The sequence below is a fragment of the Chitinivorax sp. B genome, from assembly GCF_005503445.1.
In the GTDB taxonomy this organism is placed as follows: domain Bacteria; phylum Pseudomonadota; class Gammaproteobacteria; order Burkholderiales; family SCOH01; genus Chitinivorax.
In genome coordinates this window covers 16,937-32,654 of record NZ_SCOH01000051.1, presented here as the reverse complement: position 1 = coordinate 32,654, position 15,718 = coordinate 16,937, and the positions used below count along the sequence as shown (strand labels likewise).

Below are 15,718 nucleotides of genomic sequence, written 5' to 3'. Positions count from 1 at the left end.
GCTAAAAGCGTACTTTCACTGGTAAAAATGTGCTTGCCCTACACAAAAGCTCACATGCTAGGCATGCGAAAGCCATAGTTTAGGATGCCATTGGCAAGTTCGATCCCGCCCTGCCGTGCCCACACCACTGACCTATCGGAATTTTTTATAACATCCAGGGACGAGATTAAGTATAACGTGACACTTTTGTCGAGGGAAGAATGCCAATCGATACATACTTCGAAGCAGAAACACTAGATGATCTGCTTCAGGTCGTACTACCAAAGCTATTGGTAGGCCAAGACTATATTTCTACTAGCAGGGGAAATATTACTGAGCTATTTGGGGCAACCCTAGTACTTCACAACCCCCGAGCACGCTTAAGCCGGAGCGAAAGCAAAGGAAAAATATTTAGCGCACTTGGAGAGTTGCTTTGGTACTTGTCGGGCGAGAACAAGCTGAGCTTTATAAAATATTATGTTGGAGAGCATTATAGTAACGAGTCGGAAGATGGAATAACCGTTCGGAGCGGGTATGGTGAACGACTCTTTCATTACAACAATACAGACCAAATAGCCAATATAATTGACCTGCTCAAGGAAAAGCCTTCTTCCCGCAGGGCGGTAATTCAATTATTCGATGCATCTGATTTGGTACGACATTATGTTTCCATACCATGTACTTGCACACTTCAATTTGTTATACGCGACAACCTACTGAATGTGCTTGTGAACATGAGGTCCAACGACGCCTACTTAGGCCTTCCTCATGACGTGTTTGCATTCACGATGCTGCAAGAGATCATTGCTCGCTCAATTGGCATAGATGTGGGAATCTATCAGCACTGCGCAGGTAGCCTTCACTTATACGAAATGCATCGTCCCAAGGCGCAAACGTATCTAGGTGAAGGCTGGCAAAATCCAATAAAGATGAATCCCATGCCGCCTGGCAACCCTTGGGAAGCTATTAAAGCGATACAGTCGATTGAGCAATTAATAAAGGAAAAAAAGTTAACTGGGCTCGACGAAGTTAACCTAGGTTCTTATTGGAAAGATATCTGTACGTTGCTCCTAATATACAGATATTGGAAAGATAAGGATTACAAGGCATGCGAGAAACTGAAAGGTACTCTTAACGACAGGACGTATGAAATGTTCGTTGACGATAAGTTTCCAGTATAAATAGGCCCGGTAACCAATAAGTGGACTTCAGCTTTTGGGCGGTATGTTGCTGTTCCAACCTAATTTCGACTTGGATGCATCGAGATAATCGTCGCTTCTGTTGTGCAGCAATTGCACTGCAGGTGAAACGTAAACGGACATGGGTGAGCTTTGTGCGTACTCAGAAGGCGCCCTAAGGTAGCTTCTCCAGTGCACGCAATAACTCTTCAACTGCCGCATGATGCGCAGGTGAACGGCGCGCGAACTGCTCCAGGCGATCGCCTAGCTCATGGCTCGGTTCAGGGGCTTGATGCAGCCAGCCTGTCAACTGCAAAAATTTGCAAACAATTTGCAAATTTTGAGACTTGGTCTTGAACTGCCCCGTCTCAAACCGTGACAACTGCCCGCAGTCTATTCCTGTAAATTTTCCAAGTAATTCAAGTGTTAAGCCGAGCTCTTCTCGCCGCGTCTTTAGGGTCACGGCAAGGGCGAATATCTCTGTATCGGACTTGAATTTCTCGGCCATTTTGCATAATATAATACAAATTTGCAAAATCGGGAACTGTTGTGGCGGTCTACATCGACAACGTGAAGATTGAGTGGCGCGGGCGTAGATGGTGCCATATGGTGGCGGACTCCATCGACGAACTGCACGAGTTTGCAAAGCGACTAGGCTTACAGCGAGCATGGTTTCAACACGAGGCATCCTATCCCCACTACGACGTTACGGTGGAAACCCGTGCGCGAGCATTGCGAATGGGGGCTTCACCGGGAGATCGCTCCCAGATCATGACGTGTGCGTATAAGTTAAAGGCCGAACTAGCTCAACCAAAGGCACCCCAGTTCGAGCAGCTTGCCCTGTTCCGATGATGCAGTCGTCGGTGGTCACTCGCCGGGTCTTCTGAAGGGCTTCAGAGATAAAACCGCCGAGGATTAGCACCTGGTAGCAGGAGGACATATGAGCGCCTTAGAAATCCTTTCGTCATTGGTTCACCGCTTGGATGGGCCTCATTTGGCGAGCCTGGAGGTAATCCCGTGGGCAGCGCCTGTCCTATCATTCGGTGATCTATCGCGCTCTAAGGTAGCGACACTCGGCCTCAACCCAAGCAACCGCGAATTTGTCGACGTCTACGGTAACGAGCTGACTGGACATGATCGCCGTTTCCATACGCTGGGCTCCCTTGGCCTCAAGCGTTGGGCCGACGTACGCGATGAACACTTGGAGCAGATACGTGAGTCCTGCAGCGAATACTTTGCGGGAAATCCATATGATGAGTGGTTTCAAGCGCTCAACAAGCTCATTGCCGGCGCAAACGCCTCGTACTACGGTATGTTTGCTGACGCTTGCCACCTGGACCTCGTGCCATACGCAACCAGATGCAAGTGGGTGGAGTTGTCTTCCTCCCAACGGGCAGACCTGCTGAAGGCCACCGGCGATGCACTTGGGTTGATTTTGAGGGAGTCGGCCGTTGATGTGCTCGTACTCAATGGCCAGTCTGTCATCGAAAACCTGCAAGCTATTTGTGGATGCACCTTCCAGCGAGATGCGGTTCCAGACTGGACCTTGCCTCGACGGGCCAGCAAAGGCGTGGCAGGCTACGCGTACACAGGTAACATCTGTCAGATTTCCGGGATCGGCCTCGGCCGGGAGATTTCCGTACTCGGGTATAGCCATAACATTCAAAGCAGCTTTGGGGTCACCACTCAAGTCAAAACGGCGATCCAGCATTGGATCACCCAAAATGCCCATGAGGTTTTTTGTTGAGAGAAAAAGACATCGCACGCGCACACCAGCTCGAGGCAGCACTCTTGTCCTTTCACCAAGAGAACCAAGCACTGCCTGGCATCGTTCCTGTCGATAATCGTCTCGCACTGGTCGAGCAGCTTCTCGATAGCATTCGCCGCGTGCAGTACGTGCAGGTGATAAGAGAAAAAGCCCATAGCCCTCTTCGGATCGATGCAGCTAGCGAGATGTTCGACCCACTCAAGGCAGCTGCAATCCACAGTGCGCAAGGTAACGCAGAGGAGGCCTGCTGGCTCGTATTCCTAGCGACTCATTTTGGTAAACACCGCTCTGCAGGCTGGCGCCTAGTTCGAGATGTGTACGGTGCACTGGGAACGGGACGGCCGTGGTCATGGGTCCGCATCAGTGCAGACCCGAACGGGTTAAGTCAGTGGTTAGGCGCAAATTATCAGCAACTCACTGGTGACGGTATACCTCGACACTTTGGTAACCATCGAAAGTATGAAACGCTCCGGCCGACATCGGAGAAGGGGACCGGTGCTGTTGTCGCCAGCTACGTAGACTGGGTTCAACAGTACGGCAGCCACCAGCAATTGTTCCAAGCTGCAATGGACGAGACGGGCGCTAATTCTCATACAGCCTTCCGCTGGCTCTACGACTCTATGAGCGTCCTTCGTTTTGGACGCACCGCGAAGTTCGACTACCTGACGATGCTGACCAAGCTACAGCTTGCACCGATCGTGGCAGATTCTGCATACCTGATTGGGGCCACAGGCCCCCTGCGAGGGGCTCGTCTTCTTTTCGGCGGAAGTACAAGGGCTGCGCTTACCGTACCAGCACTAGACGGTTGGTTGGTAGAGCTGGCCCAGGTGCTCGAAATTGGTATGCAGGAGATGGAAGACGCCCTTTGCAACTGGCAAAAGACTCCAAACCAGTTCGTGCGTTTTAGGGGATAAGGCTTGCCGCCGAATCAGTCGGTGGAGGGTTTACTTCAAATTGGCCCTGCCAGTTGCCACACCCGGTGGTAAACCCCACACATGCGCGGACGGTGAGGGCAAGTGGTGAACAATGGCACTTTCGAGCTGGACAATCCCAAAAAGCCAGTAACTAATCGTCGTCCCAGGTGTATCGTACCCGCAAGTTATTAAATAGGTGATGAGGAATAATTTCCAGGTACTGTAGTTGGCCTACGACAATACCAGGCGAGATGCCAATCTTTTTAGCGAAGCGCATTATTGCCTTTGCATCTGAAGGCAGGGCTTTCATCTCGGCTTGATATCGGGGCGGGACGAGCGTGTTGCTCGAGAATTCGTTTGCTTCATCCTCGTCCTTACCGGAACAGAGCTTTCCACCTTCTAGGAACAGCTCCTTACCGTCGTGCAGGATCAAATGCCCTGCCTCATGGAAGAAGGTAAACCAGAAATGATCGTCAGAAAGATATCTGACGCTCAGCATCAAAAGCGCGGTACCTGTTGGTAGAAGACGAGTTGCTCCGCTTGCTCTACAGCCCGAAGGAGCCCGAGCAATCACTACGGCAACGCCGCAGCTAGCGCACAGCTTCTGAAGCTTTGGTAGGAAGTTGGCGGGCTGCTTCTCGCGAGTTAAGGTGCGGACCTCCTGCAGTGCTTCCTGGAAACGCTCCTTGTTCCAGGCCGTGGAGGTGATCCTGCTGGCTTCGATTTCGCCCTTACGCAACCATGCCAGCACAGCACCTTCATCCGACTCGAAAGTTGCTGTAGTTCGGAACGCGGCGAGCCGGGCGCTACCTTCATAGCGCTGATACCAGTCTTCAACAGTAGCAACACCAAAATAACGTAAGCACGAAGCGATCTTGTCAGAGATATCACCCGCGGCCTCCAACCAACCGTACTTGACCATATCTTTGAATGGCAGCTTTTTCAGCCATTTCTCGTTCTCTGCCAAGCGCCTTAATGCCTCGCGATACTGAGCCTCTCGAGAAAACCAGAAGCCTGGAGAGACGCCGAGATACGACGAGAGTCGAGCTGCGACCTCACGCGTAATCTCTTCCCTGCCCGCCATCAGCCTATGAGTCTGAGGAAGAGTTTGGCCCAAGCCGCGTGCTAGGTCAGCAACAGACAAACCACGTTCTTCGAGCATGTCATTGATGGTTGCACCAGGAGGAGAGGCCCAGTCTGGCTGGAAGCTGGTGATCTCATGCATGGTCGTTGTCCAACCCTATGATCTTAACGCGCTTTACGCGGGCCCAATCGACCGCCCCCGCCACGTCTACGCGAGGTTTCACGTGGCCTGACCGGAAGACTAGTCGATGGCTGTCGATTAGCTTGATCGCGATGCACCCAAGCAGCTCACCTGTTAGCTCTCGGGCTTGCCCGGGAAGCGCAAACACTTCGGCAGCAGTCGCCACGGCCGCAAGATCCGATAGGCGACTCATAAGTTTGCCAGCAAGCAGCACGCCGAGTTTTTCCCTGGCAAGAGACTTGTTGAAACATAAGTCTCGAAAATCCTTATCAACAAACGCTAGCTCCAAGGCTCTTGGATCCTTTGATTCGGCACAACGTAGTCGAAAAACGCCACTGACGTGGCACAGCGGTTTATTTCTTCGGTCCAAGCTCTTCTTCGACCTGGGCAAGTATTTCCGAGGGACGGACACCGAGTAGCGGGGCTAGCTTAAAGACCATTCTGATGCTGGCACTGTTCTGGCCACGCTCCAGCATCGATACATAGGTCCGTTGCACGTTCGCCTCGAGCGCAAGCGCTTCCTGCGTAAGGTTCCTCTCCTTCCGCAGTCTCCGCAGTACTTGGCCAAATGCCGCCTCAGACTCCACATCTACCTCTTTTCTTGGGGCCGGAGCGTCGCCGTTGGCCGCCTATGTGTTCTCATAGTATATTATGAATTGGTAGTATATTGCTCGTAAACTGGTGCTTAAATGGGGTATGGGCGCAGACGATGCCCAAAGCATGTCGGAACACCGGCACGGGATTACCTGGCGCAAGGCTGGCTAACCGGAGAAAGTCGCTGGAATTGCCAGTGGCGAAGCAACCTACCTGGATCAGACCGAACCCTGGGTGATCCGAACCCGCCAAGCCTTGTTGGCCTATCTCAACCAAGGCGTTTTTTTTTGATCGTGAGGCAGTTGCTGCTGCACTTGGGATGACTGGCCGACAGCTACAGCATAGGTTGTCACTGGAACAAGCACGTTTTTCCGATATGCTTGATCAGGCACGACAGGATCTGGCGTTAAAGTGGATTACCCATTCCGATGAGCCCTTGGCCCGTATTGCTGACCGACTGGGTTTTTCTGAGCAAAGCGCATTCAATCGAGCATTTCGACGCTGGACGGGTGTAACACCCGGCGCCTATCGGCAACGTGAATCCCCAATGCCACTATGAGGGCAGATACCTTATTGTCACGACCAACCCCTAGGCTTTCCCCATCGGCCATCCTATAGATACTGAGAATCACTCTGACCAATCATCTGATGCCATACTGTCGCGATCCATCACCCATTCAACTCACCAAGCGGTATTCGACCATGCTGTTCAAGCAATACCTTGTCGCCCTGGCCGCGATGATGGCCCCCATCGCTCAGGCTGACGAAGCCGACTGGCTGTATTTCCCGATGTACTCACGCGATACCGCCCATGCGGTTCATCTCAGCAAATTACAGTTCCGGCCGGACGGCCTGTTGGCATCGGCCAGCCGTTATCCACGACACTCAGGCGAGCCTTGGACCGAGGCGGAATCAGAAAAAGGCTGGTACAACTACGACACGCGGTTGATTGACTGTGAAACAGGATTTCATGTTGAAACGGGCAGCTGGTTGCTGGATCAACAGAATCAACCAATTGCATCACGCGAGCCTGCGCATGCAGACTGGCTTGTACGGCTAATTCAGCAACTCAAGAAGCAAGATCGGAAATGGCCGGACCACAGCGAGATAGCCCTTGCCTGCCTGGGTGCATCCAACCCGGCCATCAAGCAAGAACGAGCCAAGCAAACGCTTCAAGCCCAGCCATTGATCAGCTATGCCCCTTTAACAGCCAAATTCAAAGACGAAACGGGAGCGATTTTCAACACATTGCAATTCCGTTTTGATATCTCCACGCTTGGCAAACAGCCACCCGCCAACGCCCATGCTGTTTTCAGTCAATTGCACAGCCAGTTTATTGGCTGGCGGCAACGCATTGATCGCAATTTCAAACCAAGTGACGATACGGCCACACGGCGCGAGCTACAGACCAAGCTTAACCAGAAGCTGGTTGAAATCGGCGCCAAGCCAAATCAGATCCGGGTTGTCGGAGCTGGCCTGATTGAATATGAGCAAGATTGGCAGCCGGAATGGGGAATCAAGCCACCAGCCAATGCAAAACGAGCTGTTGCCGCCAGTCAAACCATCAAGGAAGACTGCTCATCCGGCATCGCAATTCCCATTGCCCGACAATGGCTGGATGAAAACGGGAAAACACTGGCAACAGCCCCCGTTGCAGTCAAACCATTACTGGAACAGTTGGTGCAGCAATATGGCCAGGAACAGGGATTCACAATCAACCTGCTTGAAAATACCAACGCCAATTCAGAGCAATGCCGCCTGGTTGCAGCATTATCGACTCGAGCCCCAACACCTGCCACAACGCAAGCAGATGAAGAGACGCAGCCCACCATGCTGTTTGGCTTGGATGAAGCCACGCTACGGCAGGAAAAGTCACCCGAAGCCATGCTTCTGAAAATTCGAGCAGCATGGCGCGCACAACAAGTCTGGTGAATCCGCCATCCACGCTTATGTCTTTCAGGCCACATACCATGCATATCAAAAAATCCATACGCAATTCGATAACCTGGGTTGCCAGTGTGCCATTGATCTTCATTTCGCTGACAATCTATGCCGATACGGAATGCGAACCTGGTGCCATTGAGTCATCTTCGATTGAAGTACTCTGCCCAATGAAGTCCGGAATGAGCCGTATCAAGGTAGCAGGATCATGGGGTTTTATCGACCTGTCCGGCAAAATCGTCATTGCCCCAGCCTTTGACGATGCTGATGATTTCGCCGAAGGGTTAGCCGCCGTCCAAGTCGGTGAAAAATGGGGTGTCATTGATACCAAAGGGGCCTGGATCGTCAAACCCCGATTCAATACCATACAAGCCTTTGCAGAAGGCTTGGCCGCCGCAGAAGAAGGCGATAAATGGGGTTATATCGATCGGGCGGGCAACTGGGTGATCCAACCCCAATATGCGGGTGCCAGCAGCTTTTCCAACAAAACAGCAGTTGTCAGCAAGGCATATCAACAGGATCTGCTGATCGATCCCACTGGCAAGATTCTCAAGCAGTTGCCTGCCCACGTTGATGTGTACAAATACAGCCGGACACAAGGGCTATTCAGCGCAACGGTCAACGCCCCACCAGTACTACAAAACCTGACCGGTCAGACACGCCCCGTCCCTGCTGACCAAAGTGCCAGGTTTAGCGGCGGGCTGTTCATCACCAGCAAACAAGAGACACGCAACGGTCAACCCATCACACTTTATGGTACCGCCGATATACAAGGCAGAACGGTCTTCCCCCCGACCTTCCGGTCCCTAGATGAATTCCATCAAGGCTTGGCCATTGCAGCCCCTGATTCACCAGTTGAGCCGGATCAATCGTTACAGGGACTATTGAGTAAAAATGGTAAGTTTGTCCTCAACCCGGCCTATCAGGATATCCAATATAGTGATGGCTGGTACCTTGCCACCCCCAACCGTACCAACAAACGGCGTGATGTGATCGATCAGGCTGGAAGGATCGTGCTATCGGTTGACTGCCCATCCCTGACCATGGCCCAGATTGAACAGGCCGATAGCCCCTGGAAACTGATTCATGGCTGCGATCAGAGCTGGGTCTGGCATTCGACAACTGGCTTGATGAAAAGCCTGATCAAACGACCAGACATACAAGTCAACACTGGCTATTTGCTGTTGCTTGAGGAAGGTGAATCACAAGATGCCCAGGATAAACCATTTGAGCTGTTCGATAATCACGGGAAGAAAGTGCTTTCCAGCAGTGATCCAACAGTCAAAGGCCAATTTGACAGTATTGACCTGATTCAACCGATCAGCGAGATCGCGAAGCAAAAACCCGATCTACTGCCTGTCGCCCTGTTGGTTAAAGGCTACCGCCAAGTTGCCATTTTTACTCATGATCACCAAGTGATCACCCGGCCAGAATGGCAATATGAAAGCGAGCTGCTGGACTATCGATTTGCATCAGCGGATAAGCCCATTGATGGGCCGTTGTTGATGAAAACCGAACAAGGGTGGGGTGCAATCAATGGTAAAGGTGAATGGGTCATTCAGCCAGACGAGCGCAAACTGTCAGTGTTTCGTAATGGCTTGGCCTTTATCGATAGTCCAGATGGCCTGAAGGTGATCGATCAAAGCGGCAAGTTATATGCTGTACCAGCACATGGGCGACAGATGCACTTCCCCACCCCATATACATTGGAATGGGTCGATGAGAATCAGCAATCACATCGCCAGAACCTTAAAACCGGACAGACAGTGGCCATCCCGGAAGGCATGACCTACAAAACCTTTCATCAGGGATTAGCTCCGGCAGAAAAAGATCGACAATGGGGCATCATCAACACCCAGTTTCAATGGCTTGTTCAGCCGCGTTACAACCAGATTGACCCGGAGTTACATCAAGACAAACTGATTGGTTGGAAGATCAGCGCTGACGATAAGTCAGGTGAACGTACGCTTTATGGCTGGTTGAACGAGAGTGGCAAGCTGATTGTTGAGCCACGTTACGAATCGATCCGGTATGACGCAAACGCCAAAATACTGATGGTCAGGGATCAGGAAAATGGTGAAGGTGTGTTGGGTATGGATGGAAAGGTTTATATTGAACCAATCTATGAATCGGTCCGCTATTTGGACGACGGCTGGTTTCAGGTTAATCCGGTCAGCAAGCAAGGGCTGATGAATGCCCAAGGCGAATGGGTAGTCCAACCAAGACGCTACTTGAACAGCTTTGATCAGCACCCTTTCGAAATAACCAAATATCGAGGCGAACTGCGCCTAACCGATTTGAACGGCCGCGTATCGACAGCAAAAAACCCGCTTTCCCCGGTTGAGGATGGCCCAGCCTGGTGGTGGGTTGACATACAGGCAAGCAATTCGGATTCAACGGGTACCCTGTTTCGTGGTTTTGACTTCAAGGAACGCGTCACCATTCCTGGCGGGGTGGCTGAACACGATCGTTTTTCCGAAGGTGTGGTGGTTTTCAAACCACACAACCCTACAGCCAAATCAAACATTGGGTTGGCAGATGCCAAAGGAAAAATCATTGGCCTTTACCCCTTTGGCGAAATCAAACCCATGCAAAATGGTTTTGCTGTGGTTAGCCAGGAAGTGGATCACCACAGTAAAACCAAAAAACAAGGCAAAATAGCGGCGCTGACAGCACCTGTCACGCGTTATGGCTACCTCAATCGACAAGGTCAACTGAGTATTCCGCTTCAGTTCGAGGCAGCCACCAACTTTTCGGAAGCGCGTGCAGTCGTCATCAACAAGGGTAACCTTGCATTGATCGATACTGCCGGCAAGGTCTTACTGCAAGGCGCATGGCTGTGTGGCAAACAGCCAGTCCTGCTCAATGGTCAAGAACAGATCATATGGCCAGAAACCGCCAAACAAGTACAACGCTGTAACTAACTTAACAGATAAGCCAGGTCGCGCAATCAGCGTTGCCCGGCCACAGGTGATTCAAAAAAGCGCCATGGAAGACCGTATCAACGAACTGGAAATCAAGCTCAGTTTTCAGGAAGATTTGCTGGATACCCTGAACCAGACTGTCGTACTGCAACAACAGCAGATCGATTCGTTGCAGCGACAACTACAAATGCTTTATCAACAGTTTCGCGACATGAAGGATCGGGGTGAAGAAGGTGGGCTGCTGGCCAATGAGCGGCCACCGCATTACTGACATGGCAAACTGAAGCTACCCGTTCAGGCCGATGTTACCCAACGTCGGTCTGTTCACTTTCCCAGTGCTTTTACCTTTAGCGTCGCAGTGGATCACCTGCCCTTGCCCAGTGCGGGCACCTGGTTCATTGACACAACCGAGAGGCCACTATCCCGAGACATCAGTGGCTGGTCGCCAGCTCCACTCGATTCCGCCCATTGTGTTTGGCTTGGTATAGCGCTTGGTCAGCACGGGATACCAAATCGTGATCCCCTGCATCACCTGCTGATGCCATTGCTACGCCAATACTCAGGGTAACCTGATTAACGACTGGCACAGGCGTAGCCGCCACAGTACGGCATATTTTGTCTGCCAACAGTTCCGCTCCTTCCACCGCCGTACCAGGTAACAGCACCAAAAACTCTTCACCACCAAAGCGGGCGACAAAATCCGTGTTACGAATGGTAGTTTGCAACAGTCTGGCCACATACCGTAGCACGTCGTCCCCTACGTCATGGCCATGGGTATCGTTGACCTTTTTGAAAAAATCGATATCCATCAACAGCACGCAATACGACGTGTTCAAACGTCTCCACCGCAAGAACTCGTCTCGCAGCCGTTCATTGGCAGCCATCCGGTTACCCAATCCGGTCAATGCATCCTGCCGGGCCAACAACTCCAGTTGTACCATCGCTTTTACCAACTCTTCATTGGTGTTTTGTAACGCAACCGTACGCTGCTGGACTTTCTGCTCCAACTGCATATTGATTTCGGCCAGTTCGTGCTTACTGCTGATCAACTGGGCAGTCATACCCCGCAATGCGGAGATCAGTGTGCTCAACTCGAATGAATGCGCTTTCACATCCAGCGTAACTTCCTCGTCACCTTGCTCAATCCGCTTCGCAATGTTTGCCAGTGTTTCGATTGGCTGACTGATATTCTTCGACAAAAGATAAACCAATCCCATCAAGACCGCCGTGGTAATCCCACGCAACAACCACATCCGGATGTCCAATGCCTGCACATTGCTCAATGCGGTTGCCACAGGTTGCCGCACAACCACCTGCCAGCCCAAGTCATTGCTGGTCACCGCATTCACCGGTGATATGGTCGACAAGATTTGCTGGCCCTCAGCCCATTGGAAGATGCCAAAAGGCACCTGTGCGTTCAGCCCGACGGGAATGTGCTGTTTGCCAACAGCCTCAAATGGCAACAGCACTTCTCGCTTGCTGTTGACGATGTACACCTCGACGCCCTGTGCGATTGCATCAATTGGCAAAAAAGTATGAATTGCCTCCTTGACCCATGTCCAACGGGCATGGGATGCCAATACCCCTTTCAATTGCCCCGATACATCGCGGATGGGTGACGCAAAGTCGACGAAGCGGATTGGCTCGTTAGGCGTATCAGGTTTCAGTAACTTGGCCAGCAATACGGCCTCATGAATGTCGCCAAGAAACGCACCGCGTACTCCGTGGATAAACCATGGGCGCTTGGCTGCATTCTGCCCTTCCAACAAACCATCGGCAGCGGCCTGGATCACACCCTGCGTATCGGTTACCCCAATCCATGAATAGTAGCGATAGCTGTGTTTGGCCTGATTCAAGCTGGTACGAACATCGTCACTATTCAAAGCAGATTTGACGAACAATGGGCTTTGTGCCAACAACACTATCTCCCGCTCCCGTTCGCGCAGATTTTCTGCCAGAGCCAACGAGATGTTGCGAGCTACCTGATGAATGTTCTCCCCCCGTTCACGCGTCATTTCTGCAGAGACAAATTCATTGATGTATAGCGAAACCAGCAACCCAATCAACAATGCCAGGCTACCAAACAACACCGTCAACTGAGCACGTAAACCGCCAAGAAAATGTGCCATGATCCTTGAATCCGATGAAGTAAAGTCGTGACACCCGCCCTCTCCCTCGACAGCAACTCAGCCCTCCATCGGTGGGCCTGAACCAGGCTGATACTTCCATCGTAGGCGACATAACCAAATTATTTCACCAAGCAAATAAACTTAAATCCGCATTTGTTAAAATTGACAATTAATATGATCAGCAGCAATCAAAAACCATCAGCAACATATACAAATGAAATAACTATCCACCAATCGGTCGAATTGAAACGTAGAGCTTGGATATTTGGTTGTTCTTATGCTGTATTGACAACCTATGAAGCATTCAGTGCTATTATTTTGAAAGACCATGATAAATCGTATTGCATATTCCCGATTGGAAGTGGCTCATGACTGCTCACTGGCAATACAGCCCAGATCATTTTCCGTTTGTACGATATCCTTCCCAAAAGCCTATTTAGGTCATGCTGACATCTTAATGGTGATTAAACGGGCGATTGTTGCCAAGGGCACAGCCCAATGGCGTTACATTCGGTCGTATTTTAAGTCTGGCGAGCGAAGATCACGGCCCGATGAGGGCTAATCTGAATGATCACGTAAAGGCGTGCCAATGGAAGAGAACGCTCCAGCACCCATCGGTACACACGATAAAGACACCCGCCCTGGGTTGATTCTGGAGTGGGTAAAAGTGTTATTGCCGGTGTTCGTCTCGTGGCCAGCCGTTGGGTTAGTGACGGCCGTCCTGTTTCACGACTCGCTCAGCGGCCTGATTGCACGATTTTCTCAGTCCACCGATGGCAAGGCCGAGCTTGGACCATTGAAAATCGAACTGGGGGCGCCAGTATTACCGCCCCAATTCAGAACGCCCACCCCTGCGCGACCAGAAGAAGTCATTGATTTATCCACGAGCATCGGACCAATCGGCGATACCGGACCAGAAGCAGCGACAGTCGGTTTCACTGTAGCCTATGCCATACAAAGCAAGGCGGCATCCATCGGGAAACAGCACGTGACGGTTTCGCCACGCGGCATCTATATGCTGGCCAAGCAGTTTGACGAATTCCAGGGGGAAGATTACCAGGGTACATCACTATTAGGTGCCTTGAAGGCAGCTCAGTCAGTTGGCATCTACTTGGCCAGCGACTGGCCGTATTCACTTAAAACACTGCCAAACAACTCGGTCAAACCAGCCTTCAAGCTGAAAAGCTTCGCCCAGACCAAATCCATTTCACAGGTATTGGATGCCCTCCGCTCAGGCAACGTTGTCGCCGCCGCCATTGAGGTCCCCAACGATTTCGATACGCCCGGCAAAGGTGGGAAGGTGACTGTAAAACTGCCTTTGCGGACCCTGGGTCTGAAGACGATCGCCATTGTGGGTTATGACACCAACACGGCTGAATTCAAATTTGCCAACGATTGGGGAACCAATTGGGGGGCACAAGGCTTTGGCACCATCAAGGATACGGACCTCGCCAGGATATTGATGGACGGCTATACGGTTGATCTCTAGCTCAGCCGTTACCTTCACATTGTACAACCCAGGCTTTCGTATTTTCTCGTTAGCAACATAATCCATCACGTGCAATGAAAGGTGTCTGATGAAACTGAACATCCTGGCAGTAAGCGTGTTGATGTCATTGATTGCTGCATCGACATCTGGTGCAGCGGAGAGACTCTCCCCCACTGACGAAGCTGCTGCATTCAAAGCAGCAGGGTTCAAGAAGAAAGGTAAACAATGGCGGGCTTGTGAAGACCCCACGCCGACCTATGGACCAGGTACGATTCAGGAAGTACTGGACTTGAATGGTGACGGCCAACCCGAAGCCATCATCACCGAAGGTGGCACCTACTGCTATGGCAACACGGGTAGCGGTTACGGTCTGGTCAGCAAGCAGGCCAATGGCAGCTGGAAACTGTTGTCCCACGGCATCGGCATCTTGAGCATTTTACCGACCAAAGGCGTGGATGGCTGGCCAGACCTTGAAATCGGCGGCCCGGGATTTTGCTTTCCTGTTGAGCGTTGGAATGGCAAGAAGTATGCCCTCAATCGGCATCAATATGAGGGCAAGCCTTGCAATCCGAAATAGTTGGATGGGCTTATGTGGCTCCTCGGCCACATGCTGCTATGTAACGGGTGTGACCCGATGACAGATTCAACATCATCCATGTTATTGGCAGATATTGTACTGATCGTACACGTCGCTGTAGTGTTGTTCATTGTGGGTGGTCTGGTGCTGATTGTGATCGGCAACCAACTCGCCTGGTCATGGGTCAATAGCTGGTGGTTTCGGGTATCTCATCTACTAGCAATTGCCATGGTTGTGGTGGAATCATGGCTGGGGATTGCCTGCCCGTTGACCGTACTGGAGTGGCAGTTACGTGCCAACACCGGATTAACACCAACCAGCGATAGCTTCATCGCTTATTGGCTGCGACGCATACTGTTCTACGATGCGCCACCATGGGCATTCCTGGTTGCTTATACCCTGTTTGGCGTGCTGGTCATCGTGGCATGGCGTGTTTACCCACCTGTACGCCGTCACAAGTTACCCATTCAGGGGCGTACTCCACCCATGTAGCATTGACCAGTCCCGCCGTCACCTTTCGATCAGGAGCTCGCCATGACTATCGAACTGGATCACACCATCGTGCCGTCGCGCACAAAAGTTGCATCGGCCAAACGCTTGGCGGAATTGTTGAACGTACCATGGTCAGAAACAACCATCGGCCCCTTTTCGGCGGTCTATGTTAATGACGGTCTGACATTGGACTTTATCGACACGAATGAAGACTTCCCGATTTACCACTTCTGTTTCCGTGTCACTCAGGCAGACTTCGATGCCATTCTCGGTCGCATCAAAGCAGCTGGCATCCCTTACCGTAGCTCAGTTCGTGGCCCCATGGACATGCAGATCAGCACGCAATTCGGTGGCCAGGGAATCTATTGGAATGAGCCCGATGGGCATCAGTGGGAAATGCTGACGGTGAGCTATGCTCGGCAACAGCGTTGATGCACCGATCAATGTTGCGTGTTCAGCCAAGTACACG

At 51.6% G+C, this 15,718-nt stretch carries 17 protein-coding genes; 12 read left to right on the top strand and 5 right to left on the bottom strand.

Annotation, left to right across the window (positions count from 1 at the left end):
* Window positions 1-200: 200 nt before the first annotated feature.
* Window positions 201-1,160 (top strand): thymidylate synthase, encoded by a 960-nt coding sequence (locus FFS57_RS21640; RefSeq protein WP_137939912.1) that lies wholly within the window; start codon window positions 201-203, stop codon window positions 1,158-1,160.
* Window positions 1,161-1,332: 172 nt separating this feature from the next.
* Here the strand turns inward: FFS57_RS21640 and FFS57_RS21635 are convergent, their stop codons facing one another.
* Window positions 1,333-1,665 carry a helix-turn-helix domain-containing protein gene (locus FFS57_RS21635; RefSeq protein WP_171014133.1) on the bottom strand — a complete coding sequence of 111 codons (333 nt, stop codon included), beginning with the start codon at window positions 1,663-1,665 and terminating at the stop codon, window positions 1,333-1,335.
* A gap of 41 nt (window positions 1,666-1,706) precedes the next feature.
* On the opposite strand from FFS57_RS21635, the gene FFS57_RS21630 reads away from it, so the two are divergent.
* The 3 genes from FFS57_RS21630 (at window position 1,707) to FFS57_RS21620 (ending at window position 3,839) form a co-directional block, all read left to right on the top strand.
* Window positions 1,707-2,009, top strand: a complete 303-nt coding sequence (locus tag FFS57_RS21630) for a DUF4031 domain-containing protein (protein WP_137939910.1) — start codon at window positions 1,707-1,709, stop codon at window positions 2,007-2,009.
* Between the two features lie 88 nt (window positions 2,010-2,097).
* Window positions 2,098-2,904 (top strand): hypothetical protein, encoded by an 807-nt coding sequence (locus FFS57_RS21625; protein WP_249384114.1) that lies wholly within the window; start codon window positions 2,098-2,100, stop codon window positions 2,902-2,904.
* Entirely contained in the window at window positions 2,901-3,839 is a 939-nt protein-coding gene (locus FFS57_RS21620; protein WP_137939909.1) for an alpha-glutamyl/putrescinyl thymine pyrophosphorylase clade 3 protein, read from the top strand. Before FFS57_RS21625 ends, FFS57_RS21620 begins: the two co-directional genes overlap by 4 nt.
* 151 nt (window positions 3,840-3,990) lie before the next feature.
* Here FFS57_RS21620 and FFS57_RS21615 read toward each other — a convergent pair whose 3' ends face one another.
* The 3 genes from FFS57_RS21615 to FFS57_RS21610 form a co-directional block, all read right to left on the bottom strand.
* Window positions 3,991-5,064 carry an ImmA/IrrE family metallo-endopeptidase gene (locus tag FFS57_RS21615; protein ID WP_137939908.1) on the bottom strand — a complete coding sequence of 358 codons (1,074 nt, stop codon included), beginning with the start codon at window positions 5,062-5,064 and terminating at the stop codon, window positions 3,991-3,993.
* Window positions 5,057-5,296, bottom strand: coding sequence for a hypothetical protein (locus FFS57_RS25330; protein ID WP_171014132.1), 240 nt, complete (start codon window positions 5,294-5,296; stop codon window positions 5,057-5,059). Before FFS57_RS25330 ends, FFS57_RS21615 begins: the two co-directional genes overlap by 8 nt.
* Window positions 5,297-5,456: 160 nt before the next feature.
* Entirely contained in the window at window positions 5,457-5,690 is a 234-nt protein-coding gene (locus FFS57_RS21610; RefSeq protein ID WP_137939907.1) for a helix-turn-helix domain-containing protein, read from the bottom strand.
* Between the two features lie 272 nt (window positions 5,691-5,962).
* On the opposite strand from FFS57_RS21610, the gene FFS57_RS21605 reads away from it, so the two are divergent.
* The 4 genes from FFS57_RS21605 (at window position 5,963) to FFS57_RS21590 (ending at window position 10,833) form a co-directional block, all read left to right on the top strand.
* Window positions 5,963-6,256 carry a helix-turn-helix transcriptional regulator gene (locus FFS57_RS21605; protein WP_283204923.1) on the top strand — a complete coding sequence of 98 codons (294 nt, stop codon included), beginning with the start codon at window positions 5,963-5,965 and terminating at the stop codon, window positions 6,254-6,256.
* A gap of 143 nt (window positions 6,257-6,399) precedes the next feature.
* On the top strand, window positions 6,400-7,629 hold the full coding sequence (locus tag FFS57_RS21600) for a hypothetical protein (RefSeq protein ID WP_137939905.1): 1,230 nt from the start codon (window positions 6,400-6,402) through the stop codon (window positions 7,627-7,629).
* Window positions 7,630-7,667: 38 nt separating this feature from the next.
* Window positions 7,668-10,562 (top strand): WG repeat-containing protein, encoded by a 2,895-nt coding sequence (locus FFS57_RS21595; protein WP_171014131.1) that lies wholly within the window; start codon window positions 7,668-7,670, stop codon window positions 10,560-10,562.
* A 64-nt stretch (window positions 10,563-10,626) separates the two neighbouring features.
* Window positions 10,627-10,833, top strand: coding sequence for a SlyX family protein (locus FFS57_RS21590; RefSeq protein ID WP_137939903.1), 207 nt, complete (start codon window positions 10,627-10,629; stop codon window positions 10,831-10,833).
* A 160-nt stretch (window positions 10,834-10,993) separates the two neighbouring features.
* Here the strand turns inward: FFS57_RS21590 and FFS57_RS21585 are convergent, their stop codons facing one another.
* Window positions 10,994-12,691 (bottom strand): sensor domain-containing diguanylate cyclase, encoded by a 1,698-nt coding sequence (locus FFS57_RS21585; RefSeq protein ID WP_137939902.1) that lies wholly within the window; start codon window positions 12,689-12,691, stop codon window positions 10,994-10,996.
* Window positions 12,692-13,280: 589 nt separating this feature from the next.
* Between FFS57_RS21585 and FFS57_RS21580 the strand changes: the two genes are divergently transcribed.
* The 4 genes from FFS57_RS21580 (at window position 13,281) to FFS57_RS21565 (ending at window position 15,681) form a co-directional block, all read left to right on the top strand.
* Window positions 13,281-14,180 carry a C1 family peptidase gene (locus FFS57_RS21580; RefSeq protein WP_137939901.1) on the top strand — a complete coding sequence of 300 codons (900 nt, stop codon included), beginning with the start codon at window positions 13,281-13,283 and terminating at the stop codon, window positions 14,178-14,180.
* A 121-nt stretch (window positions 14,181-14,301) separates the two neighbouring features.
* A complete protein-coding gene (locus FFS57_RS21575) occupies window positions 14,302-14,757 on the top strand; it encodes a hypothetical protein (protein WP_502705935.1) in 456 nt (151 codons plus the stop codon).
* Between the two features lie 57 nt (window positions 14,758-14,814).
* A complete protein-coding gene (locus tag FFS57_RS21570) occupies window positions 14,815-15,249 on the top strand; it encodes a DUF2784 domain-containing protein (protein WP_137939899.1) in 435 nt (144 codons plus the stop codon).
* A gap of 42 nt (window positions 15,250-15,291) precedes the next feature.
* The gene (locus FFS57_RS21565) at window positions 15,292-15,681 is read left to right on the top strand and encodes a VOC family protein (protein ID WP_137939898.1); all 390 of its coding nucleotides are present in this window, start codon (window positions 15,292-15,294) and stop codon (window positions 15,679-15,681) included.
* The last annotated feature ends 37 nt before the right edge of the window (window positions 15,682-15,718 follow it).